This window comes from Flavobacterium anhuiense, from assembly GCF_050990855.1.
Taxonomy (GTDB): Bacteria; Bacteroidota; Bacteroidia; order Flavobacteriales; family Flavobacteriaceae; genus Flavobacterium; species Flavobacterium anhuiense_C.
In genome coordinates this window covers 4686718-4711841 of the sequence record NZ_CP158861.1, presented here as the reverse complement: position 1 = coordinate 4711841, position 25124 = coordinate 4686718, and the positions used below count along the sequence as shown (strand labels likewise).

The following is a 25124-nucleotide window of genomic DNA, read 5'->3' as shown; positions in this document are numbered from 1 at the left end:
CTCCTTCGTCGAAATGACAAACTTTGGGTAAAGACAACAAAAAAACGCTCCACAGGAGCGTTTTTTTATATGTAAAAATCTAAAATCTAAAATCTAAAATCTAAAATCTAAAATCTAAAATCTAAAATCTAAAATCTAAAATCTAAAATCTAAAATCTAAAATCTAAAATCTAAAATCTAAAATCTAAAATCTAAAATCTAAAATCTCGTATACAAATCAGGATATTTAGAAGGATTCACTTCATGCATCATGTCGTAAATTTTCTCGTAGATATCTTCTGCAGAAGGTTTAGAGAAATAATCACCATCAGTTCCGTAAGCTGGTCTGTGTGCTTTAGCGGCTAGAGTCTGCGGTTTGCTGTCTAAATATTTGTAAGCATCTTGCTCTTCAAGAATCTGCTGTAAAATGAATGCTGAAGCTCCGCCAGGAACATCTTCGTCAATTACTAAAAGACGATTTGTTTTTGCAACACTTTTTACAATGTCTTTGCTAACGTCAAATGGAAGTAGAGATTGAATGTCGATCACTTCGCACTCAATTCCTTTTTCTGCCAATTCGTTAGCGGCTTGCATTACCAATCTTAAAGTCGATCCGTAAGAAACTAAAGTAATATCAGAACCTTCTCTTAGAGTTTCAACCACTCCAATAGGGGTTTTAAATTCACCAAAGTTTAGGGGAGTTTTCTCTTTTAGACGGTATCCGTTCAAACATTCAATAACCAAAGCAGGCTCGTCACATTCTAGCAAAGTGTTGTAAAAACCAGCAGCTTGTGTCATATCTCTTGGAACAAGAACATGAATTCCGCGAATTGCATTAATAATCATTCCCATTGGAGAACCAGAATGCCAGATTCCTTCCAAGCGGTGACCGCGAGTTCTAATGATTAACGGAGCTTTTTGTTTTCCAACCGTTCTATATTGTAATGTAGCTAAATCGTCACTCATGATCTGAATAGCGTACAATAAGTAATCTAAATATTGAATTTCAGCAATCGGACGTAAACCTCTTAAAGCCATTCCGATACCTTGACCAATAATCGTCGCTTCACGAATTCCGACATCAGCAACACGAAGTTCTCCGTATTTTTCCTGCATGCCTTCTAAACCTTGATTCACGTCTCCGATGTTTCCAACATCTTCACCGAAAATTAGAGTTTCAGGATATTTTGCAAATAACGCGTCAAAATTATCACGTAGAATCATTCTTCCATCCAAATCAGGCTTGGCATTTTCTGCGTATTTTGGCAGCACTTTTTGTACTGAAAATACATTTTGCGCAGATTCTGAATGCTGATTGCTGCTGAATTTTTCTTGTGTTTCATTCAAGAATCGTGTAATCCAGTTTGATAAAAGAACTTTGCTGTTTGGAACTTCAATAAAACGTAGAATTTTTCTAGCGTAAACTAAAATTTCTTTCTTTAAAGGCGCTTTAATTGCTGCCAATTCAGAAATTAATTTTTTGATTCTTTCTTTATGATTGATGCTTGCTTCAGCGATTTCTTCCAATAAACCAAGAAGATTTTTTTGCTCTTCAATAATTGGATTGATGAAAGAATTCCAAGCGTCTTTTTTAGCTTCTAGAACTTCTTTCTTTAATTGGAAATCAAGTTCTGCCAATTCTTCTGGAGATGCAATATTAATGGCAATCATCCATAAACGCATTTGGCGAATACAGTCAAAATCTCTTTCCCAAGCCAATCTTTCTGCACTTTTGTAACGTTCGTGCGAACCAGAAGTAGAGTGGCCTTGTGGTTGTGTTAATTCGTTAACGTGAATTAAAACTGGTATATGTTCTTCGCGTGCAATTGCTCCAGCTCTTTCATAAGTCGAAACCAATTCGGCATAATCCCAACCTTTTACTCTAAAGATTTCGTAACCTTTAGCATCTTCATCGCGTTGGTATCCTTTTAAAATTTCAGAAATATTTTCTTTTGTGGTTTGATGTTTAGCGTGAACAGAAATTCCGTATTCATCATCCCATACACTCATTACCATTGGAACTTGTAAAACTCCAGCAGCGTTTATCGTTTCGAAAAACAGACCTTCAGAAGTGCTGGCGTTACCAATAGTTCCCCAAGCCACTTCATTTCCATCAACTGAGAATTTATCTTTAATCGTAATTCCGTCAACGTTTCTGTAAATTTTTGAAGCCTGCGCTAAACCAAGCAGTCTTGGCATTTGTCCAGCAGTTGGAGATATATCTGAGCTTGAATTTTTTTGTTTGGTTAAGTCTTTCCAAGAACCGTCTTCGTTTAAACTGTGCGTAACAAAGTGGCCACCCATTTGTCTTCCTGCAGACATCGGATCGAAAGCTAAATCGGTATGACCATATAAACCGGCAAAAAATTGTTTGGCATCCAATTCGCCAATAGCCATCATAAAAGTTTGATCGCGATAGTATCCAGAACGGAAGTCTCCGTTTTTAAAAGCTTTAGCCATTGCTAGCTGCGGAACTTCTTTTCCGTCGCCAAAAATTCCAAATTTAGCCTTTCCTGTTAATACTTCTTTTCGACCTAAAAGACTACATTCACGGCTTGTTACCGCAATTCTATAGTCATTCAATACCTCAGTTTTGAAATCTTCAAATGTCAGTGTAGTATTGTTTTTTTCTTTTATCATAATCTTGTAGGGTCATGTTGTTTATGTCGCGAAATTACTTAAAAACAATCAATAATCATAATTCTTTAAACTAAATATAATTTAATTATTTGTATTCAAATTCAGAAAACTACGTATTTTATTTATGTGATTTTTATGTAAAATTTAATTTTGTTGATAATTTCGCAAGTTTTTGTTTAAAATTCATTTGATTAAAACCATTTTCGAGTGAAAAGAGTAACTAATGTTTTTGGTGAGAAAGTGATTATAAATCGTATTTTTTCATTGTATTTAGGTTGTGATATTTCCCATCCATTATTCGAATAGACAGGGAAATAGAGTTCAAAGTAGTCTGGAACCAAGTTCAAACGCACTCCAGAATCATAAGCAAAAAACTCACTTTGATGTTTGTTTTTTAAGAAACCGATGTCTCCATAAAGCTCTACCCAATTCCATATCGCATAACTGGCATTAAGAGTTGTCATCCATTGATTGGCATAAGAAGGCTGTAATTGTGATTTGAAGCCTCCTTCTGCAATAACGTATTGCTGGCTAAAAAAGCCTGTACTCTCAGACCTTCCAAATAAATTGTAATCAAATAAATAATCTGTCGGTCGGTCTAAACCAAAACTAAAATAATCTGAATTTGTTGTATTGTATAAAAAGCTTCCAGCGTACAATCTTAAGTTTAACTTTTTATTATTTTCAAATAATCTTCTGTATTCTACCTCTCCAGAAATCTTCCCGAATCCGCTAGAAAACTGCAGATCGGTCATAAAACTGAAATGATCAATTAATTCTGTTTTTACATTGCCATAACGAGCATTAAAAATGGAATAATTAGGTTCAGAATTATCTGTGATATAAGCACTTTCTTCGCGATTTACAATAACTTGGCGAGCCATAATATATTGTTTTCTATTATCTCTAAAATCTTTTTCACGAATGCGGAATACGACCATTGGATTTAATCTCAAATAAGTGGCATCAGGAGCATAATGGTAATAATTCTGACTGATAGAATAACGAACATTGTACAAAGTGCTATTTCTATAATATTGATTCCAAGAAAAAGCAGATGAACCCGATAGTGTACCTGCTTTTATAGAGTAGGCAGGATTGATATCAAAATTAAAAGGTTTGTCTAAAATGGTTTTGTTGTGAAAACGAATTCCCGGAGTAAAACCATCATAATAATTATAGTTTAATGTCGGAATGTATAAAATCTGATTATAGTTTGGATCTTCTAAATCTTTGGCAAAATTGAATTTTAGAGGACGATTTAAGGCAACGTGTTTTAGAGATTTCCAGTTATTTCTTTGGTTGTATTCTGGTACTTCATTATTGTAATTAATGACAATTTTATCTGCATTTTTTCGCTCTACTTCAAAAACGGAATCTTTTGTGGTTGGTTCGATCCATTCTTTAAAAACAACTTCTTTCTTTTTAATTCCGTAAATCGGAATAGGAGCGTAGATTCCTGTTTTGTTTTTTATAGAAAACGTAATGCTGTCTGCGGTTCGCGAAACATTAGAAAATTTATAATCGATAATGTCTCTGGAATCGATGATCGTTTTAAAAAACCAATCAATATTTTTTGGACTTTTTTGCGTTAGTATTTTTTCGAAATCATAACGATTCGATTGTCCGAATTGATTCAAATTATAAAATTCCTTTACACTTTTAGTGACAATATCTTGGTTAAGATAATCGTCTAGATAACTCAAACTCAAGCCAGCGCGATATTTACTGGCAATTTGTTCATTAAATTTGATTAATGTGTTTTTTGGATCTCCCAATGGCTGGTCTAAATTTTTACGCGCCATTAGCATATAGTAATAGCTATATTGCTCATTAAAAGTAAGATTGGTAATGTTGTAACTTTTAAAGAGTTTCATATCTGAAAGCTTACCTAACATTTTTTCATCCTGATGATGTTCCTCCATATAGTTCATCATGGTATAAATCTGGATGGCGTCGTAAACCCAATTGTCTTTTCTTGGGTCCAAACGAAGGCTGTTTTTAAGATAGTTATTTAAAAACGTCTTTAAAAACTGAATTTCAAACATAAAATCATCCTCAAACGGACTAATAAATGAAGGCAGCTGATTTAAACCATAAAATGGATTTCGGTCGTAATCGATCTGTGAAACGGTTATTTTTTCATGCGGATATTTACCAATCACTTTTTCGGCGTAAGAAACCACTCGGTTGATAATAATAGCTTTTTGATATTCGTCTATTTTTTTGTTTTTTAAATTGGTTTCAACCAGCAGCGAACCATTATCATAAGTTCTAAAGCTATTTTCCTTTTCTATGTAAAGACTAAAATCTGTTCTATTTGTGCCGGAAAAAGAGTAAATGCTGTAATTGAGATTGCTTGTGTCTTTTGAAACCGAGTTTAAATCGGTAGTAATAGTATACTGGTTAGGGATTTTAATTTCAACTTCATAGTTGCTGACCGCGTTTGCAATATCATCCAAGTTGAAATTATTGTATTTTACGAAAAGACCATTTTCAAAACGTGCAGGGCTTAAGAACCAATTTTTAAGCGCCAAGCCACCATTCTGGTCAAAACCAAAATGAGTGAATTTGTCGTTTGGAATTTTTACTATGTAATTTAGATGTAAATCGAGTTTTTCGTTTGGAAGAAGTTTTCGATTTAATTTAACCACAATGTAGTCAGGGTTTTGAGCACTTCTTTCCCACTCAAGAGCCGAATAATTGGTTTCGGTTAGATTTATAATCGTTGTTTTTCCTCTATCTGCCGCTTTTGCTAAATGAAAACCTCTATAGAATTCATCCGAAAAACGTTTGGCAAGCGGTGTGTTTTTGTCAGCAAAAGCATTGTTCCAATCGTTAAGTACAATCGAATCTAAAGTATCATTTGAAGTGTTGTGATACGTGATGTCGTGTTTAATATTTAATGTTTTAAGCTCAAGATTTACCGCCACTTCCATCTTAGAGAGATGTTGTGCGGTTAGTTTTATCGAAAAGGATAAAGCTAAAAAGAGACAAATAATTTTATAAAGTGCTTTCAAATAGTGGCTTAAAAAATTATCGGGTATACTTAACTTACGGACATATTGAAACTTCGGATTTGTGTAAAAATAAGATAAAAAAAGCTGTTTAAAAAAACAGCTTTCAATTTTTACGATACTTTACGTAATTTAACGATAAAGGGTATGATGTTTTCAGCGAAATTCGATCTCGCTTCTGATAATTAAATTTAGAAATTCGGACTTAAATCGTATTTTTTATAGAATTTATCCAAAGCTTCAACAACTTCGTCTTCTGTATCTACTATTTTAAATAAATTTAAATCTTCTGGACTTACCGTATGCATTTTTTCTACCAAGACGGTTTTGACCCATTCGATTAGTCCCGACCAGAATTCAACTCCAACCAAAATAATTGGAAATTTCCCAATTTTCTTAGTCTGTATCAAAGTGATTGCTTCAAACATTTCGTCCAAAGTTCCAAAACCTCCAGGCATCACCACAAATCCTTGCGAATATTTAACGAACATTACTTTTCTCACAAAGAAATAGTCAAAATTCAAGTTTTTATCGTGGTCAATGTAAGGATTAAAATGCTGCTCAAACGGAAGCTCGATATTCAAACCAACTGAAGTTCCACCGCCTAAATGAGCGCCTTTATTCCCAGCTTCCATAATTCCGGGACCACCTCCTGTGATCACACCGTAACCCGCTTTACTGATTTTGTAAGCGATTTTTTCAGCTAATTGATAGTATTTATCCTCTGGTTTTGTTCTTGCAGATCCAAAAATCGAAACACAAGGTCCAATACGTCCCATTGCTTCGTAACCATTTACAAACTCAGACATAATTTTAAAAATCGCCCAGCTGTCATTGGTTTTAATTTCATTCCACGTTTTTTGTTTCAAACGATCCTGAATTACTTTATCTTCATCATTATCAAAATCTTCTAATCTCATTTTAGGTATTTTAATTTATTATTCTATTTATGTCTTTTATTTTTGTGAGCGTAGTAGAAGGAGCTATTTCCTGCTGTCCGCTATATCTTTTGTGTCCGCCGCGGCGGACACAAAAGGATGCCGCTCCCATCAGGGCTAGGGCAGTTGGTTTCAAATAAACAATTGATTTAATTGAAAGATCTTTCTATAAAGTATTGATTTTTTCAAAAAAAGCGGACACTAAATTAACGCTTTTTTCTAGAATTGTTACAGAAAACACGAATTATAATCCAAAAGTAATCTTATGATAATAATCAAATAAAGGTTTTTGATTCATTATCAGATATATAGTTTGTAAAAAGCTTTTGGGTTTAGATGGAAATCTTTGTCAAAGTTTAAAACTTTGACAAAGATCTTTATATGTAGTAAACCTAACAGGTTATTTAAATCTGTGAGTTTCGTTTACTCCAATTCTTTTTTCAAAAACTTAGCCGTATAACTTTTTTTATTCTTTGCTACTTCTTCAGGAGTTCCTTTGGCAACCAATTGTCCGCCGCCTTTTCCTCCTTCAGGGCCAATATCAATAATGTAATCCGCAAGTTTGATAACGTCCATATTATGCTCGATTACTAGAATGGTGTTTCCTTTATCAACCAATTTATTGATTACTTCCATCAAAACACGAATGTCTTCAAAATGTAATCCTGTCGTAGGCTCATCAAGAATATAAAATGTATTTCCCGTATCTTTTTTAGACAATTCTCCAGCCAATTTAATACGCTGCGCTTCACCACCAGAAAGCGTTGTGCTTTGCTGTCCAAGCGTAATGTAACCTAAACCAACATCTTGAATCGTTTTGATTTTTCTGTAAATCTTCGGAATATTTTCAAAGAAAGGAACTGCTTCATCAACCGTCATATCTAAAACATCTGAAATAGATTTTCCTTTGTATCGAATTTCCAAAGTTTCTCTGTTGAAACGTTTTCCTTGACACGTTTCGCATTCTACATAAACATCTGGTAAGAAGTTCATTTCGATTGTTCTTACACCAGAACCTTCACAGGTTTCGCAACGTCCGCCTTTTACGTTAAAACTGAAACGACCTGCTTTATAACCGCGAATCATACTTTCAGAAGTCATCGTAAACAGATTTCTGATTTCGGTGAAAACCTCCGTATAAGTTGCCGGATTCGAACGTGGCGTTCTACCAATCGGACTTTGGTCAATATCAATTACTTTGTCAATATGTTCTAAACCTTCAATCTTTTTATAAGGTTGCGGTTTTTTTACGCCATTAAAATAATGTGCATTTAGAATTGGATAAAGCGTTTCATTAATCAAAGTCGATTTTCCGCTTCCAGAAACTCCTGTTACGCAAGTCATTTGTCCTAACGGAATTTCAATCGAAACGTTCTTAAGGTTATTTCCTGTTGCTCCAGTTAATTTTAAGAATTTGCCGTTTCCTTTTCTTCTTTCTTTCGGAATGTCAAATTTCATTTTACCGTTCAAATATTGAGCAGTAATAGTGTTTGAGGCCAATGTTTCTTTTGGAGTTCCTGTACTAATGATTTGTCCGCCGTATTTACCAGCTTTTGGACCAATATCAATTACATAATCGGCAGTTTCAATCATGTCTTTGTCATGTTCTACCACAATTACAGAGTTTCCAATATCACGTAATTGCTCTAGAGACTGAATCAATTTTTCGTTATCTCTTTGGTGCAAACCAATACTTGGCTCGTCTAAAATATATAAAACCCCAACCAATTGCGAACCAATTTGTGTTGCCAGACGAATGCGCTGCGCCTCGCCACCCGAAAGTGATTTAGAACTTCGGCTTAAAGCCAAATAATTCAAGCCGACATTCATTAAGAAATTCAAACGATCTTTAATTTCTTTTACTACTTCAGAAGCAATTAAAAGCTGTTTGTCAGTCAGATGATTTTCTAAATCTAAAAACCAAGCGGTCAAATCTGAAATATCCATATCACACAATTCGGTGATATTTTTTTCATTCACTCTAAAAAATAAAGCTTCCTTTTTAAGACGTGAACCGTCACAAACCGGACAGTTAATTTCGTCCATGAAATCTTTGGCCCAACGTTTTATGCTCGTTGTAGCACTTTCATCGTATTGGTTTTTGATGAAATTAGAGATTCCTTCAAAATCAATTTTATATTCTCTAGTTACGCCAAGATCTTTTGAACTGATAGAAAACTTATCTTTTCCACCATACAAAATCATCGTCATGGCTTCTTCGGGAATTTTCTCGATCGGATCGGTTATTTTAAATCCGAATTTTTCTCCAATGGTTTCCAATTGCTTGAAAATCCAAGAAGATTTATATTCGCCAAGAGGTGCAAAACCACCCGCTTTAATAGATAATTTCGGATTCGGAATGATCTTTTTTACGTTGATTTCGTGAACAGTTCCCAATCCGTTGCAATGCGGGCAAGCTCCTTTTGGGGAGTTGAACGAGAATAAATTCGGTTCTGGATTTTGATATGATATTCCTGTTGTAGGACACATTAAGTTTCTACTGAAATAACGCACTTCATTAGAATCTTGATCTAAAATCATTAAAACATCTTCGCCATGATGCATGGCAGTATTAATGCTTTCAGATAATCTTTTTTGAGTGTCTTGATTATCTTCGATCACCATTCTGTCTACAACAATCTCAATATCGTGTGTTTTATAACGATCTAATTTCATTCCAGCAACCAAATCTTGAACTTCTCCGTTTACACGAACTTTTAAGAATCCTTGTTTAGTGATTTGTTGGAAAAGTTCGGCATAATGCCCTTTTCTGGCTTTAATAACGGGAGCCAAAATATTGATGCGTTTTCCGTTGTAATCCTGAATAATTAAATCTTTGATTTGCTCATCAGAATACGAAACCATTTTTTCGCCAGTGTTATAACTGTAGGCATCTGCACCACGAGCATATAAAAGTCTCAGGAAATCATAAATTTCAGTAATGGTTCCAACTGTAGAACGCGGACTCTTACTGGTAGTTTTTTGTTCAATCGCAATTACAGGCGAAAGGCCATCGATTTTATCAACATCAGGACGCTCTAAACCGCCAAGAAATTGCCTCGCATAAGCCGAAAACGTTTCGACGTAACGACGCTGTCCTTCAGCATAAATGGTATCAAATGCCAAAGAAGACTTTCCAGAACCAGATAAACCAGTAATAACAACCAGTTTCTCACGCGGAATAGATATATCAATGTTTTTTAGATTGTGAACTCTTGCACCAAGAACTTCTATAGTATTATCTTTATCTAACATAATTTTGAGCAAAACGCAAAGTTACCACTTTGATTTGTTCTTTTAGTGCTCGATAGCAAAAGTTTATGTTACAATTAGTAACAAAAAACGCTAATCATAAATTAGCGTTTTCTTTTTCGGGTTGCTATATAGTTTTCGATAGCTTCTTTGGTGGTGTACCAATTTCGATCTTCTTTGTAAGCATCAATTTTTCCGGTGCGAGCCAATAAACTCACATATTCTTGACCATAAGGAGTGTCAGGTTCGCTAACAATATTTTGAATAGATTGATAATCGTAACTGCTTCCTGGCATTGCTCCTAAATAAATATTTAGCGTTCGCTCAAGTGCCTGACACATCAAAAGTGTTAATTTTTGATAGTTGCCATGGTTAGCCTGATTAAGCGCTTCATAATATTTTTTCCTGTCATTTTTTAAAATAATAGCAGGCGGAAAACCACCACGCAACAAGAGTAAATTCATGCTCAAACGAACCGTACGGCCATTGCCATCAAAGAATGGATGAATCCATACTAATTTATGATGGTAAATGGTTGCGAGTTCAATATCATTTAAATTTAAAGGATTTGTATTAATAAAATCGATCAATTCATCTAGATAATCTGAAACTTTATTGGCATTCGGTGGCACGAAATTGGCTCCAGAAATTCGGACTCCTCCGTTACGAATTCTTCCTGCAAAATCTTCTTCGATCGAGCGCATTGCCAAGCCATGAAGAGATAGAATGTCTATGCTTCTTAGTTTGTAATTTTCGTCAACGATAGAGTAGAGGTAATCAATGGCTTTGTCGTGATTATGTGTTTCAAAATGTTCTCGAAGCGATTTTCCTTTTATGGTAATTCCTTCTTGAATAACCATTTGGGTTCTCTCAAAGTAAGGGTGTTTCCTTCGATGCTATTAGAATTGTAAGTCCATTCTAGTGCAAGGCTTTCTCGAATTTTGTTTAAAGCAATATTAGGCAGAGGTCTGCTATTTTGTAATTCTTGCCTTTTTTGATACAATCTTTCAAAGGTTGATTCAAATTCTGGTCGGTATGTTAAATCGATATTCCACATAATGTCGACAAAACTACGTCTTAATATCGGATAAATAAAATTTTTAACTTATCCGATATTAAGCTTATTCAATCGTCATAGAACGAAGTTTTGTTCTGTAAGCTTCTAGTGCGATTGATTTAGAAATAAAACCATAATATTTTCCGTCTCTTAAAACTGGTAGGAAAGCAGATTTTGAGGTTTCGAATTTCTTCATTACAATTTCCATGCTATCTAGGGTAGAAATGGTTGTCAACGGCGTTTTCATTACATCCCTAATGGAGGTGTATTTTACGCGATAAGCATTGAAAATAATTTCGCGAATATCATTAAAGTGAACCACACCAATTAAATCTTTTTCATTATTGACAACTGCAAAAACGACTTGGTTAGAATGTGAAATAAGATCAACCAATTTGCTTAGGTTTTCATCTGGATGAACGGTCAAATAATCGCACTGAATGATGGTGTCAATTTCTAAAGTAGAAAGAATATTAGAATCTTTATTACTGGTAAAAGCATGTCCTTTTTTGGCCAATCCTTTGACGTCAAGCGAATATTTTTCGTAACGTTTAGAAATTGCAAAACTGATTGAGGAAACAATCATAAGTGGAATCATTAGTCCGTAACCTCCCGTAATTTCTGCAATTAAGAATATAGCTGTAAGCGGAGCATGAAATAAACCGCTCAAAATTCCGGCCATTCCCACCATTGTAAAATTACTAATTGGAAGTTTTGATAAGCCGATAAGTGTTATCAGTTTAGAAAAGAAATAGCCTAAATAAGATCCTAAAAATAGGGAAGGAGCAAAGTTCCCTCCATTTCCACCACTTCCGATCGTTAAACCAGAAGCAAAAACTTTAACCATTGCTGTTGCGCCAACAAACAAAAGTAAAATCCATTGATTGTTTCTAAAATCAGCAAACAAAGTATTGTCTAACAATTTCCCTGGATCTGTTTCAGATAATGTTTTAATGCTTTCGTAACCTTCACCGAATAAAGTTGGAAAAATAAAGATTAATAGAGCCAATAACGACGAACCAATGAAAGCTTTCTTGTATGGATTAATTTGCTGTTTGGCAAAATAATGTTCGACTCTTTGAAAATTTCTTGAGTAATAAATTGCCACCAATCCAGTAAGGACTCCCAAAATAACATAAAACGGTATATTATGATAATCAAATGTTTCTTGCTTTTTGAAGCTTAACAAAATGCTTTCGTCCAAAACAATAGCTGAAACTAATGCACCTGTAGCAGCAGAAATCATAATAGGAGTGAAGGCAGAAATACTAACATCGACCAATAAAACCTCAATGGCAAAAAGTACTCCGGCAATTGGAGCATTAAACGCGGCAGCAATTCCGGCAGCAACTCCACAACCAATTAACAAAGTTCTGTCTTTGTATTGCAGCTTATAATTTTGGGCAAAATTAGAACCAAAAGCAGCTCCCGTAATCACGATTGGACTTTCTAAACCGGCAGAACCTCCTAAACCAACGGTTAACGAACTCGTAACAATCTGTGCATACATTTGCTTTTTCGGAATAATACTTGCTTTTTTTGCAACTGCATAAAGTATCTGAGAAGTTCCTTTTTGAATGCTTCCGTTAAGGACTTTTTTTACAACAAAAACGGTTAATACAATACCAATAATAGGCAAAATACTGTTGATGAAGCTCAATTTCAGGATTCCGTTAATATAAGTTGCAAAAGAAAAAACGCTGTGTGCGAATGTTTTAAGGATAATTACAGCAAAAGCACAAGAGATTCCTGTTAAGACACTAGATAAAAAAAGGAACTGTTTTGGAGTCATTAAAGATTGAGCCAAAGCAATTATACTTTCAAGTCGTCTGAAATATTTTTTTATCATTCTGTTCTAAAATTATCGGTATTACAAAATTAGATTATAATTCTTGTTTTAAAAAAATAAAATCAAGAAACAATTAAAAACCAGCCGCAGCATCATCTCCTCTAAAGTCGGCACCACCTTCTAATTTGTTTTCTGGCAAAACTAAAATAGCATCTACTTTTCCGATAATTGGAGTAGGTTTTTCGTTAATAATATAATGTTTCGCTTTTAGTGCGCCGATGGTTTTGGTTTCAAAAGCATTTGGTTCAAAAGTAATTAAGTCCGGTAGCCATTGATGATGAAAACGTGGTGCATTTACAGCTTCTTGCATGCTTAATTTGTATTCGTAAACATTTAAAATGGTCTGTAAAACAGAAGTTATAATGGTTGAGCCTCCTGGAGTTCCTACGACCATAAATAGTTTTCCATCCTTTTCTACAATTGTTGGTGTCATAGAACTTAGCATACGTTTTTGCGGAGCAATGCTGTTGGCTTCATTTCCAACTAAACCAAACATATTTGGAGATCCAGGTTTAGCACTGAAATCATCCATTTCATTATTTAAAAAGAAACCTAATTCGTCGCAATAATACTTAGAACCGTAACCATCGTTTAAAGTTGTTGTTGCGGCAATTGCATTTCCAAATTGATCTACAATCGAGTAATGTGTCGTTTCTGTACTTTCAGCATAATTTACTTTTCCTTCTTTGATTTCGGTAGATAAAGTGGCTTTTTCAGGATTAAAACTTGCCATTCTTTCACGCAGGTAGTTTTCATCCAATAGCTCTTTTGTCGGAATTTTAACAAAATCGGGATCGCCTAAAAAGTAGCTTCTGTCAGCATACGCTCTTCTTTCAGCTTCAACAATTACTTGAATGGCATCTGGCGAATTGTGTCCCATTTTGGCTAAATCGTAAGATTCTAGCATTTTTAAAATTTGAGCCAAACAAATTCCGCCGCTGCTTGGCGGAGCCATAGAAGTGATTTTTAAATCTTTATATGTAAATTGTAATGGCTTTCTCCATTTCGCTTCATATTTAGCCAAATCAGCCATAGTGATAATGCCGCCTTTCTGCTGCAGATATTCGACTAGAATCTTTGCCGTTTCACCTTTATAAAATTCATTTCGTCCTTTCTTCTGAATTCGTTTTAAAGTTCTGGCTAATGCAGGGTATTTAATGGTATCGTTTTCTTTATAAGCTTTGGATGCTGGAGAATCTTCTCCGTTTATTTTTACAATGCTTTCATGATAATCTCTTAAGCTTTTCTCTTGTTTTTTAGTCACCACAACCCCTCTTTCTGCTAAAGCAATTACGGGTTCAAGAATTTTAGAAATTGGCATGGTTCCATATTTTTTATGCACGGCAAAAACGCCCGCAATTGTTCCTGGAACGCCAATAGCAAGTGCCGTTTGCGTACTTTTTCCTTTTATTACATTTCCTTCGCTATCTAAAAACATATCTTTTGTGGCTGCCAACGGTGCTTTTTCGCGGTAATCTATAGAACCAACCTCACCATTTGCTTTTCTGTAAACCATAAATCCACCGCCGCCAATATTTCCTGCGAATGGAAAAGCGACAGCCAAAGCCAATTCAGTTCCGACCATGGCATCAAAAGCATTTCCTCCATTTTTCATAATGTCGGCACCAATTTTAGAAGCTTCTTCGCGAGCAGAAACCACCATTGCTTTCGTAACGACTAATCCGGTTGGTTTTGAAATTTCTTGCGCAATACTGCTGTTGAGATATAAAAGTGCTATTAAAAATGTAATTTTTTTCATGTGTAGTACAATTAAATTGGGCTAGAGCGTAAGCAGTTTTTCTTTGGCTTGTGCTCTCATTTCTTCAAAGAAAAGGGTAAACTCTTCTTCAAATTCATCATAAAACTCGATAAGTTCTTCAACTGCAAACTGCATTTGGGAAATATTTTTGGATCTCCTGTCCATTTGCGTTAAAATGTGCTGAATTCCTTCGGTTGTGCGATAACTTACCAGCCAGTTTCGCTCAATCATGTAAGGCATTAAACCTTGTGTTTTTTCTGTTAAAATCTCGTAGTTATCGTGTAAGGAATGGTAAAAACGTTTGACAAAAAACTCCAGTTTTTCATCTGAATAATGCGCCCAGTTTTTGGCTAAAAAATGATCATAAACAATGTCGACAATCACTCCTGCATAATGATGGTATCTGTCATGAAGCCGTTTGGTGCTCTTTCTAAAAATATCGTGAGAATCGGTATAAGTATCTATGAAACGATGCAATAAAATCCCTTTTTGTACATCTTCAGGAAAATGCTCAAACTGCTTTCCGCGAATTCCGTCAGCCATAAAATTCCCGATTTTAATTAAATCATTTTCGCCAGAAAGGTATATGTGGGCTAAGAAATTCATTTTTTGTAGTTTCTAAGAATCTAAGTTTCTAAGATTCTAAGTTATTTAGTAAATGTATAAAAACTTTTTTAAAGGTGCTAAGGTTCTGAGGTACTAAGGCACTAAGGTTTTCAAACTTCCGTAAATAAAATACTAGAGATTTGCATCTTAGAAACTTAGCATCTTAGCATCTTAGAACCTTAGTATCTTAATATCTCAGCAACTTTTTTATATTTGTAAAAAAATAACCCTAACTCACAAAAATGACTTTAATAAAATCTATTTCAGGAATCCGTGGAACGATCGGAGGAAAAGTGGGAGATAATCTAACTCCTGTTGATGCAGTGAAATTTGCGTCGGCGTACGGAACTTTCTTAAAAAATAATATTGCTAAAGATAAATTGACTGTTGTAATTGGCCGTGACGCAAGAATCTCTGGGCCAATGATTCATAATTTAGTAGTGAATACTTTAATTGGTTTAGGAATTGATGTTATCGATCTTGGACTTTCTACAACGCCGACTGTTGAAGTGGCTGTTCCCTTAGAAAAAGCAGATGGTGGAATTATCTTAACAGCATCTCACAATCCAAAACAATGGAATGCTTTAAAATTATTAAATGCAAAAGGTGAATTCTTAAGCGGTGCTGACGGAGCAAAAATTCTTGAAATTGCAGAAGCAGAAGCTTTCGACTTTTCTGATGTGGATAGTTTGGGTGAAGTTATTTCTAATGATGCTTATATGGATATTCATATTGATGAAGTTTTAAACTTGCCATTGGTTGATATCGAAGCAGTAAAAGAAGCTAAATTTAAAGTAGTTGTTGATGGCGTAAATTCGTCAGGAGGAATTATCATTCCGAAATTGCTAAAATTAATGGGAGTTGAAGTAGTAGAATTGTACTGCGAACCAAACGGGCATTTTCCTCATAATCCAGAACCTTTAAAAGAACATTTAACGGATATTTCTGAGCTTGTTGTAAAAGAAAAAGCTGATTTTGGTATCGTAGTAGATCCAGATGTTGACCGTTTGGCTTTTATTAGCGAAGACGGAGAAATGTTTGGTGAAGAATATACCTTGGTGGCTTGCGCAGATTACGTTTTGAGCAAAACTCCAGGAAACACCGTTTCTAATATGTCATCTTCTCGTGCTTTAAGAGATGTTACCAAAGCGCACGGCGGAAGCTACGAAGCAAGTGCTGTAGGAGAGGTGAATGTGGTTGAATTAATGAAGAAAAATAATGCTGTTATTGGTGGTGAAGGAAACGGTGGAATTATCTACCCAGAATTGCACTACGGAAGAGACAGCTTAGTAGGAGTTGCTTTATTCTTAACGCATTTGGCAAACAAGAAAATGTCAGTTTCTGCTTTGAGAGCTTCTTACCCAGAATATTATATGAGCAAAAACAAAATTGAATTGACTCCGCAAATTGATGTTGATGCCATTTTAACTCAAATGACAGAGAAATATAAAAACGAAGATATTTCGACAATTGACGGTGTGAAAATTGATTTTGCTACAGAATGGGTTCATTTAAGAAAATCAAACACAGAACCAATTATTCGTATTTATACTGAAGCGCCTTCTCAAGATGCAGCAGATAAATTAGCACTAAGAATTATTGATGAAATTAAAGTAATTGCTGGAATCTAAGATTTTCAGTTTTTAATAAACAAAGCCTCTTTTGAAATTTCAAAAGAGGCTTTTATTTTTATCATTCCGTTAGGAATGTCTGGTCTGAATTATTTTCAAAATATTATTCAATGCGGTGTTTCCATCTTTTATGCGTCCACAAATAAAATTCCGGAGCTTCTAGAATTTGTTTTTCAACTTCTTTCAAATACATTTCGGTGATTTTGAAGTTTTCAAAATCTTTCGGATTATCGGCAAGAGAAATAAACGTGGCTTCATAAAATCCTCTTTTTACTTTTCTTACCTGTACAAATATCACAGCCAAATCATATTTTTTAGCCAATGTTTCGGCGCCTGTATGCACGGGAACTTCAACTCCCATAAATTTCATCGAATGAAAAATTCTTTCTAGTTTGGGCGATTGGTCACTTGCTAAACCGTACATGCTTAAAACGCCTTCACGCTGGTTTTTTGCCATTGTTGGAATTGCTTTTCTGGTTTCGATCATTTCTGTATTGTATTTAGATCGTATTTTTCGAACTAATTTATCAAAATAAGGATTTGCCAGTTTTTTATAAACGGCAACGCCTTGAAATCCAAGTTTTGGGTTAATGGTCAAAAGCCACTCGTAACTGGCATAATGTGAAGCCACAAGAATTACGCTTTTTCCTTTTCTGGCATAATCCAAAACAAGATCGATATTGGTTACATGAAATCTTCTTTCCATTTCTTCTGGAGACATGCTCATGGTTTTTACCATTTCTAGAAACATATCGCACATGTGTTTGTAGAATTTCTTTTCTATCACTTTTCTTTCAGCCTCGCTTAAATGAGGTAATGTAAGGGCCAAATTCTCGCGAACAACTTTTTTACGATATCCAATTACTCTGTATACCAAAAAACAGACAAAATCTGAAAAGAGGTAAAAAATAGGAAAAGGAAGTATAGAGATAAGCCAAAGTAATGGGTAGGCTAAAATATAAACAAGAAACTGCATGCAAATTTTTTTGACAAAGATAAATTAAAAATGATTATCGATCGATGTTTTGCTTTCTTGCTAACTTATCTTTAAGAATGATTATATTTACAATTCACAATAATTAATACTTATGAATATTATTTTAATAGCGATTATCGTTGCGAACGTTGTTATTAGTTACAAAGGTTTTAACGATCTTTATTTTTTTAGAAAATACGAATTTCATGTGGGAAGCATCCGTTCTGGAGAACAAATCAGAATGTTATCGTCTGGTTTTTTGCATGTAGATATGATGCATTTGATTTTTAATATGCTGACTTTGTATTTTTTTGCTCCTGTGGTTTTAAACTGGCTTGGCAATTTTTCTTTTCTTTTAGTTTATTTTGGAAGCTTAATTTTTGGAAGCCTTCTGACTATGTTATTTCATAAAAACGATTATAGTTATCGAGCAGTCGGAGCTTCTGGTGCCGTAACTGGAGTTTTATATTCTGCGATATTATTGCAGCCCGACATGATGCTTGGAATATTTTTTGTCATTCCGATGCCAGCTTATATTTTCGGAATTTTGTATTTATTATATTCGATTTATGGAATGAAGGCCAAAAATGACAATATTGGGCACACAGCACACTTTGGAGGTGCTATAGGCGGATATTTGATTACTTTGATCAAAATGCCATCCTTGTTTACAGACCATACATTGATGGTTATACTTTTGGCAATTCCGATTGTAATCCTTTTTGGAATGGCAAAATTGGGAAAATTGTAATGCTGGCATAACTTTTGGAATGTCTTTTTTAAATATTAAAATTTAACAAAAATGAAAAAACTAGTATTATTTTTAACAATCATGTTTATGACTATGTCTTACGGCCAAGAAATCAAACAAGTACCTCTAATTAATGTTAATGGAGAAGGAAAAGTAAAAGTAGCGCCTGATCAAGTTTGTATTTCAGCTTCTGTTGAAACAAAAGGGAATAATGCTAAAGACGTTAAAAAACAAAACGACGAAAAGATGGATGCTGTTTTAAAATTCATCAAAAAAATGAATATCCCAACAGCAGATTTCAAAACAAAACAAGTGGCTCTTAATCCGCAGTACGATTATGAGAAAAAGAAAACTTCTTATAACGCTACGCAAACGGTAGAAATCGTAGTAAAAGATTTAGCTAAATACGATGAGCTTATGGAAGGTTTGGTGCAACAAGGAATTAACCGAATTGACAGAGTTTCTTTCGAATCATCTAAATTAGCGCAATACCAATCTGAAGCTAGAAAATTAGCGATGAAAGATGCTAAAACTAAAGCAGAAGAATATGTTGCTGTATTAGGACAAAAAGTGGGTAAGGCATTTACAATTTCAGATAATTCTCAAGTGTACCATCCACAGCCAATGTATGCTGCTATGAGAATGAAAGAAGCAGATTCAATGGGAGCTTCAAACGAAACTTTAGCAATTGGCGAAATCGAAATTACAGCAAATGTTAGCGTAAGTTTTGTATTAGATTAAACGAATCGTAAAATTCCAAATTTTTAAAATTCCAAATTCCAAGTTTGAAATTTTAAATTCCCAATAAAAAAATCCAAATTCCAATTAAAAATGGAGTTTGGATTTTTTTTGCTCACACATAGCGCTTGTCCTCCTAAGCGAAGTCGAAGGATTTTATGCTAAATTATTATTGTATTTCCTTATAGTTTGTCCTTCGACTTCGCTCATGAAGACATAAAATGAGAATTGGAATTGACGCCAAAGCTTGAAATTTGGAATTTTAAAAATTTGGAATTTATACGAAAGTTTTGAATTTCAATATTGGAATTTAATAGACGTTTGGAATTTCAATTATTAGAATTTACAATTGGAAGTGTAAACCTAAATGTACTGCCTTTCCCTTGCTCACTTTCGACCCAGATTTCTCCCTGGTGAATATTTACAAACTCTTTACAGAGCAATAAACCTAGTCCGCTTCCTAGTTCGTTTTCGGTTCCCTTTTGCAGCACTTTTCCATTGATTTTGAATAGTTTTTCTTTTATGCTGTCGGGAACTCCGATTCCATTATCTGCAATAGAGATTTCTGCTTTTTGACCAGTCCTAACTAGTTTTACTTTAATCTCGCCGTTTTTGTCCGTGAACTTAATTGCATTACTTAGCAAATTTCGCAAGATGGTGCTAATCATGTTTTTATCTACTTTTGTTTCGATCAAATAGGGCGATTCAAATGTGATATTGATGTTTTTATTTAAAGCTGCATTTTTACTTAGTACAATATTCTCTTCAATTAAGGCATTTAAAAGTATATTTTTCGAATTGAAGGCAATCATTCCGGTTTGTACTCTTGACCATTCCAAAAGATTCTCCAGCAATTTGTAAATGTTTTTATTTGAATCGTGGAGCATTTCAGATATTTCCTTGATTTCTTCTCGGCTGTATTGTTCTATATTTTCGAGTAAAATTTCAGAAAGAGTAACCGAAGAACCCAACGGTCCTCTTAAGTCATGAGAAATAATAGAAAAGAACTGGTTTTTGTCATTTAGAAGCTTTTTAATTTTAAGATCTTGCTTCTCTTTAACCAAAAGTAAAAAGCCGACAATTCCAATTAAACTTAGTAGAAACAGGCAAATACTGTATAAACTATCAAATGTATCATTAGAAATAATAAGATTTTGAGGATATAAATAACGATGAACGGAACGTATAGCAATTAAAATTTCGAATCCCATGTAACACAAAACATAAAAAGTCTTGAAGAAGCTTTTTTCCTTTTCTGAAAAATAGGTGATTGTGGGTAATAGATAGATGAAAAATATACCCACTCCGCCAATAATAACGCGGGTATTCATTGTAGCATCAAAAAGTGTGGCAATATTAAAAAGCACTATTGCTGCCGCGGTTATCGCAATTTGAAAACGGTAAAGCTTTTTTGCGTGCGTTTTAATAAGAGACAACATCGCCATCGTTTCAAAACAACAGGCAGCAAAAATCATTGAATTTGCAATATTTATAGAAGCAAAATCGGGGATTATATTTCGTAAAAGCGCTAATATCCACGCTAGCGTAAGTATTAATTTACCTGAGCCAAACCATTTTAAAGTCTTTCTGTTATCGCTAGTGGCATACGAAAAGGAAAAACTGAAAATAAGTACGCAGGTAAATAAATTGCCCCAAAAGTAAAGTAGAAATATAGTTTTTGGATCTACTGGTAAGAGTTCGAACATTTACAGGGATTTTGCTTTTTAGAAATCGATTTTACAAATATACAAATAAAGTAAACATTCAAGTCAGTAATGGCGGGACTGGGACGGTGTTCCGACATATTTAACAATTTGTTTTCTTTGAAATATGCTCTAATAATAATCTGTTGTAAAAATTAACCGCAGCTTATATTTTAATTAACCCGATATATTTTGGGTATTTTTTTAGACTGCGATTTTCTTTTTGAAAATTATAAAAAAACAAAATAAAAAGAAAGAATTAAATTACATGAAAAATGATTTCTTAGATTTGTAGTAGGTACCACAAAATTATCGTTATGCCACTAATTGAACAATCAGAATATAATTCTCCTTCTATTATTCATCGCAATAGGCATATTTCTACTATTTATGCTGCTTTGATTAAGAAGTTTGAAGTTCCTAGATATACCAGAGAGAAGAAGGAATTAAGCGACGGCGATTTTATCAATATCGACTATATAATCAACGATCGTAAAAAAGCGCTTATTTTATGTCACGGTTTAGAAGGCGATTCTAGAAGAACGTACAATAATAGCTGTGCTGCCTATTTTCAAGAGCAAGGATTTTCTGTTTTTGCTTGGAACAATCGAACTTGTGGCGGAGAAATGAATCGGCTCCCAAGATTGTATCATCATGGCGCTGTTGATGATTTGGATGAAGTCGTTCAGTTTGTTTTAAAAAAAGGATTCGAAGATATTTATCTAATTGGATATTCTATGGGAGGAGTGCAGCTATTGAATTATTTAGGCTGGACAAAAATCGATACGCGCATTAAAGCAGCCGTTTCTATTTCGGTGCCAACGCATATTGCTACTAGCGCAGAGGTGCTCAAACAAGGTTTTAATAGAGTCTATCTAAAGAACTTTACCATTGATATTAAAAAGAAACTGAAATACAAAGCCGCGCAATTCCCTGATTTTATCAATCGTGATCAAATAGATAAAATTACTTCTTTTGATGAAGTCGATCAGTATTTTACTGCGCCATTGCATGGTTTTGCAAGCAAAGATGATTATTACCATCGTGTTTCTCCAGAGTTTTCGCTTAAAGATATTACCACGCCCGTTTTAATTATTAATTCGCTCGACGATCCTTTTTTAGGAGAAAGATGTTATCCAAGAACAATTGCGAAAGACAGTAAATTTGTTTATCTCGAAACGCCAAAATACGGCGGACATTGTGCTTTCCCGCTTCGTGATTCTATGTATTCTTATGCAGAAAAAAGAGCTTTTGAATTTTTTGAATCGTTCAAGTTTAGCGACACATTAAGTCTAAAAAACCAATAGGCTATTCATCGCCAGAATTTTCAATTTCAGAGGGAGCTTTCTTTCGAATGCTCGTGCTTAAGTAAAAAAACAACCTAATGGTATGATTCATGTCATATTGATAGCCTGAATATTTCTGCTGATAAACATTCATATAACCAAAATCGTAACTCCATTTCGGATTGATATTTTTTTTAATTCCGATAAAAAAACGGTTTTGATCAAAGGTATTGTAAACCACTTCTTCGCCAAAATGCAATAGAATTTCATCTGAAAGAACCATTTGAGGCCAAGATTTTTTATCTGAAATTCGGAAAGTAAAGCTCATTAAATAGCGAATTCTATTCGTAAAACGCCAGTCTCCGCTCGGCTTATCATCGACAATCTTTTCTTGCCAACGCTGCTCATTTCGTAAACGTTGCAAAATGCTTACGTTTCCAAATTTAGCATTCAATTGCGCCTGCTGATAGATTCTATTTTCGTCTGCAAAAGTGCTCCAGTCAGGATTCGAAGGCGCTAGCCACATATGCGCATATCCTAGATTTATAGAAACATTTGAATTCGGAAGGTAACTGATACCGCCTCTTATGAAATAAAAACTAGGATCGGCAACAAAATCATTGCGTCTAATATGAAAGTCACCAATTACCCCCCAATGATCTGCAAATTTGGTAACCGTATTAATTGAAACCCAAGTCTGAACCTGTTGGTTAATTTCTTTTTTTTGATCGGTTAGTCCTACTACCGCTAAAGGAATCACGAAGAGAAGGATTCCGATAAAATTGTTTTTCATATAGAACGATAGAAATTAGTTAAAGTAAATTTCTTTTAGAATCAAATAGAGGCATCGCGTAAACAATTATAGCGTAAAGATATTCTTTTTTTGTGAGAATTTATGTTGTTAATTGGAGTTTTAATGTGTTTTATATCAAGAGATTGTAGTTGTATACTGGTTTTAATCAAAAAAATTAATCATTTGATTAAAAAATCTGTTTAATGCATTGTAAAATAAATTATATTTGTAAGTAAATTATTAAATTAAAAATTTAAATGTCTGAAAGAAAAGATGCTACGACAGAAGAAAGAATAAAAACTGCAGCAAAAACTGTTTTTTATAAAAAAGGTTTTGCCGCTACCAGAACAAGAGATATTGCGGAAGAAGCAGGTTTGAATCTTGCTTTGCTGAACTATTATTTTAGAAGCAAAGCGAAGCTTTTTGAAATTATAATGGCAGAAACCTTATCGGGTTTTATTAGCAGCATGAAAGTGATTTTGAATGATGAAAAAACTTCGTTGGAGGAAAAAGTGGCAATTATTGCCGAAAGATATATCGATTTTATTAGCGCTGAACCAGAAATTCCAACTTTTATTCTGACTGAAGTTCGAAACAATCCCGATGGACTTTTGAAGAAACTGCCTATTAAAGAAATTGTAAATGAGTCGGTTTTTATCAGGCAGTTTCAACAAGCCGTTCAGAATAAAAAAATAGCAGAACCTAATCCGTTGCATTTTATAATGAATCTTATGGGATTAGTGGTTTTCCCTTTTGTAGCAAAACCCATTATTATGGGTAGCAAAAATTTAGAAACGACTCAGTTTCATGATTTGATGCAAGAACGCAAGAAAAAGATCCCCATTTGGATTGCTATGATGTTTGCTGCTGTATAATACTAACTGGAGTTAATTTATTTTATGATGAAGAAATTATATTTTAAATATATCGGAATCTTGTTTTTTATGACGATACAAGCACAGACTTTGACTATCGATCAAAGTTACAAGTTGGCCGTCGAAAATTATCCTTTAATCAAACAATATGAACTCATTGAAAAAAGCAAAGAATATACTTTGAGTAATGCCAATAAAGCCTATTTGCCTCAAATAAGTATTACAGCAATTGAAGGATATATTTTTGGTGATTTTCCAACTTTAGGAAATTCTGGAAATGATAGCAAATTTAAGTTCATAGGCCTTGGACAAGTAAATCAAACTATTTGGGATGGAGGAGCCACCAAAACGCAAAAGAAGATTATTGAAGCTTCTTCAAATACAGATAAAGCCTCTGTAGAAGTATCCCTTTATGATCTTCGATCGAGAGTCAATCAGCTTTATTTTGGCGTATTGCTTATTGATGAACAGCTCAAACAGCTGGAAATACAAAATAAAATCCTTTCTAATAATATAGACAAGGTAAAAAAGCTTCACGAAAATGGTTTGGCCTACAAAACAGATGTTGATGAAATGAAAGCCGAACAGCTCAATTTGAGCCGACAGAAAAAAGATTTTGAATATACTAAATCAGGTTATCAAACGATGCTTTCGTATTTGATTGGGAAAAATATCAATCAAGAAAAATTAGAAAAGCCTTTTAATTCTATAGCGATCGATACCATTATTAAACGTCCAGAGCAATTGCTTTATGCAAGTCAGCGCAATCTAATTAATGCACAATCCGAAATGCAGAAAGTAAGCCTAATGCCAAAAGTTGGTTTGCTTGGCGCAGGCGTAGTTTTGGCACCTGGAATTAATTTGGGAACCAATAAAATTTCTACCGTTGGAGTTGCCGGAGTAAGTGTTGGATGGGATATAAAGGGATTGTATAAAAACTCAAACGAAAAAGAACTTACCAAACAGCAATTGAAAAAAGTAGAAGTGCAGGAAGAAACCTTTCTATTTAACACCCGATTTCAAATGAATCAAAAAGTAGCAGATATCCAAAGGCAGAAAGCCATTTTGAAAGACGACGATGATATTGTAAAACTGCGTCAGGCCATTCGAGAAGGATATCAATTAAAATATGACACAGGAGCTGGACCGCTAATTGATTTACTGAATTCGGTTGAAAAAGAAGGAAACGCACGCGCTGAAAAAGCCATGCATGAAGTTCAATTGCTTATGTCAGAATACGAGTATCAAATAATTAAAGGAAATTAACTCTATAT

General features: G+C 34.3%; 16 protein-coding genes and 1 pseudogene. 6 read left to right on the top strand and 11 right to left on the bottom strand.

Annotation, left to right across the window (positions count from 1 at the left end):
- Positions 1 to 198: 198 nt before the first annotated feature.
- From ABTV69_RS20330 to ABTV69_RS20295, 8 genes and pseudogenes are all read right to left on the bottom strand, one after another.
- Positions 199 to 2619, bottom strand: a complete 2421-nt coding sequence (locus tag ABTV69_RS20330) for an alpha-ketoacid dehydrogenase subunit alpha/beta (RefSeq protein WP_433832075.1) — start codon at positions 2617 to 2619, stop codon at positions 199 to 201.
- Between the two features lie 191 nt (positions 2620 to 2810).
- On the bottom strand, positions 2811 to 5558 hold the full coding sequence (locus ABTV69_RS20325) for an aminopeptidase (protein ID WP_433832073.1): 2748 nt from the start codon (positions 5556 to 5558) through the stop codon (positions 2811 to 2813).
- 269 nt (positions 5559 to 5827) lie between these two features.
- Positions 5828 to 6556 (bottom strand): TIGR00730 family Rossman fold protein, encoded by a 729-nt coding sequence (locus ABTV69_RS20320; RefSeq protein WP_111363553.1) that lies wholly within the window; start codon positions 6554 to 6556, stop codon positions 5828 to 5830.
- 441 nt (positions 6557 to 6997) lie between these two features.
- Complete coding sequence (gene uvrA / locus ABTV69_RS20315; protein ID WP_433832070.1) at positions 6998 to 9829, bottom strand: excinuclease ABC subunit UvrA; 2832 nt, start codon at positions 9827 to 9829, stop codon at positions 6998 to 7000.
- A 101-nt stretch (positions 9830 to 9930) separates the two neighbouring features.
- Positions 9931 to 10883: pseudogene (locus ABTV69_RS20310) on the bottom strand (Fic family protein).
- 64 nt (positions 10884 to 10947) lie between these two features.
- Positions 10948 to 12732 (bottom strand): chloride channel protein, encoded by a 1785-nt coding sequence (locus tag ABTV69_RS20305; protein ID WP_433832068.1) that lies wholly within the window; start codon positions 12730 to 12732, stop codon positions 10948 to 10950.
- A gap of 73 nt (positions 12733 to 12805) precedes the next feature.
- The gene (ggt, locus tag ABTV69_RS20300) at positions 12806 to 14491 is read right to left on the bottom strand and encodes a gamma-glutamyltransferase (protein ID WP_433832066.1); all 1686 of its coding nucleotides are present in this window, start codon (positions 14489 to 14491) and stop codon (positions 12806 to 12808) included.
- 21 nt (positions 14492 to 14512) lie between these two features.
- A complete protein-coding gene (locus ABTV69_RS20295; protein ID WP_433832064.1) occupies positions 14513 to 15097 on the bottom strand; it encodes an ACP phosphodiesterase in 585 nt (194 codons plus the stop codon).
- A gap of 242 nt (positions 15098 to 15339) precedes the next feature.
- Here ABTV69_RS20295 and glmM point away from each other — a divergent pair, with 242 nt between their 5' ends.
- On the top strand, positions 15340 to 16728 hold the full coding sequence (gene glmM, locus ABTV69_RS20290; RefSeq protein ID WP_433832062.1) for a phosphoglucosamine mutase: 1389 nt from the start codon (positions 15340 to 15342) through the stop codon (positions 16726 to 16728).
- A 103-nt stretch (positions 16729 to 16831) separates the two neighbouring features.
- Here glmM and ABTV69_RS20285 read toward each other — a convergent pair whose 3' ends face one another.
- Positions 16832 to 17704 carry a lysophospholipid acyltransferase family protein gene (locus tag ABTV69_RS20285; RefSeq protein ID WP_433832060.1) on the bottom strand — a complete coding sequence of 291 codons (873 nt, stop codon included), beginning with the start codon at positions 17702 to 17704 and terminating at the stop codon, positions 16832 to 16834.
- Between the two features lie 112 nt (positions 17705 to 17816).
- On the opposite strand from ABTV69_RS20285, the gene ABTV69_RS20280 reads away from it, so the two are divergent.
- The gene (locus tag ABTV69_RS20280; RefSeq protein ID WP_433832058.1) at positions 17817 to 18455 is read left to right on the top strand and encodes a rhomboid family intramembrane serine protease; all 639 of its coding nucleotides are present in this window, start codon (positions 17817 to 17819) and stop codon (positions 18453 to 18455) included.
- 51 nt (positions 18456 to 18506) lie between these two features.
- Entirely contained in the window at positions 18507 to 19196 is a 690-nt protein-coding gene (locus ABTV69_RS20275) for an SIMPL domain-containing protein (protein WP_433832056.1), read from the top strand.
- Positions 19197 to 19522: 326 nt separating this feature from the next.
- Here the strand turns inward: ABTV69_RS20275 and ABTV69_RS20270 are convergent, their stop codons facing one another.
- Positions 19523 to 20899: a sensor histidine kinase gene (locus tag ABTV69_RS20270; protein ID WP_433832054.1), complete on the bottom strand. Its 1377-nt coding sequence runs from the start codon at positions 20897 to 20899 to the stop codon at positions 19523 to 19525.
- A 314-nt stretch (positions 20900 to 21213) separates the two neighbouring features.
- On the opposite strand from ABTV69_RS20270, the gene ABTV69_RS20265 reads away from it, so the two are divergent.
- Positions 21214 to 22203, top strand: a complete 990-nt coding sequence (locus ABTV69_RS20265) for a YheT family hydrolase (protein ID WP_433832052.1) — start codon at positions 21214 to 21216, stop codon at positions 22201 to 22203.
- 1 nt (position 22204) lies between these two features.
- On the opposite strand, the gene ABTV69_RS20260 is transcribed toward ABTV69_RS20265, so the two are convergent.
- Positions 22205 to 22975 carry a DUF2490 domain-containing protein gene (locus ABTV69_RS20260; RefSeq protein ID WP_433832050.1) on the bottom strand — a complete coding sequence of 257 codons (771 nt, stop codon included), beginning with the start codon at positions 22973 to 22975 and terminating at the stop codon, positions 22205 to 22207.
- Positions 22976 to 23232: 257 nt separating this feature from the next.
- Here ABTV69_RS20260 and ABTV69_RS20255 point away from each other — a divergent pair, with 257 nt between their 5' ends.
- Positions 23233 to 23850 (top strand): TetR/AcrR family transcriptional regulator, encoded by a 618-nt coding sequence (locus ABTV69_RS20255; RefSeq protein WP_433832048.1) that lies wholly within the window; start codon positions 23233 to 23235, stop codon positions 23848 to 23850.
- Between the two features lie 24 nt (positions 23851 to 23874).
- Positions 23875 to 25116 carry a TolC family protein gene (locus tag ABTV69_RS20250; protein ID WP_433832046.1) on the top strand — a complete coding sequence of 414 codons (1242 nt, stop codon included), beginning with the start codon at positions 23875 to 23877 and terminating at the stop codon, positions 25114 to 25116.
- The last annotated feature ends 8 nt before the right edge of the window (positions 25117 to 25124 follow it).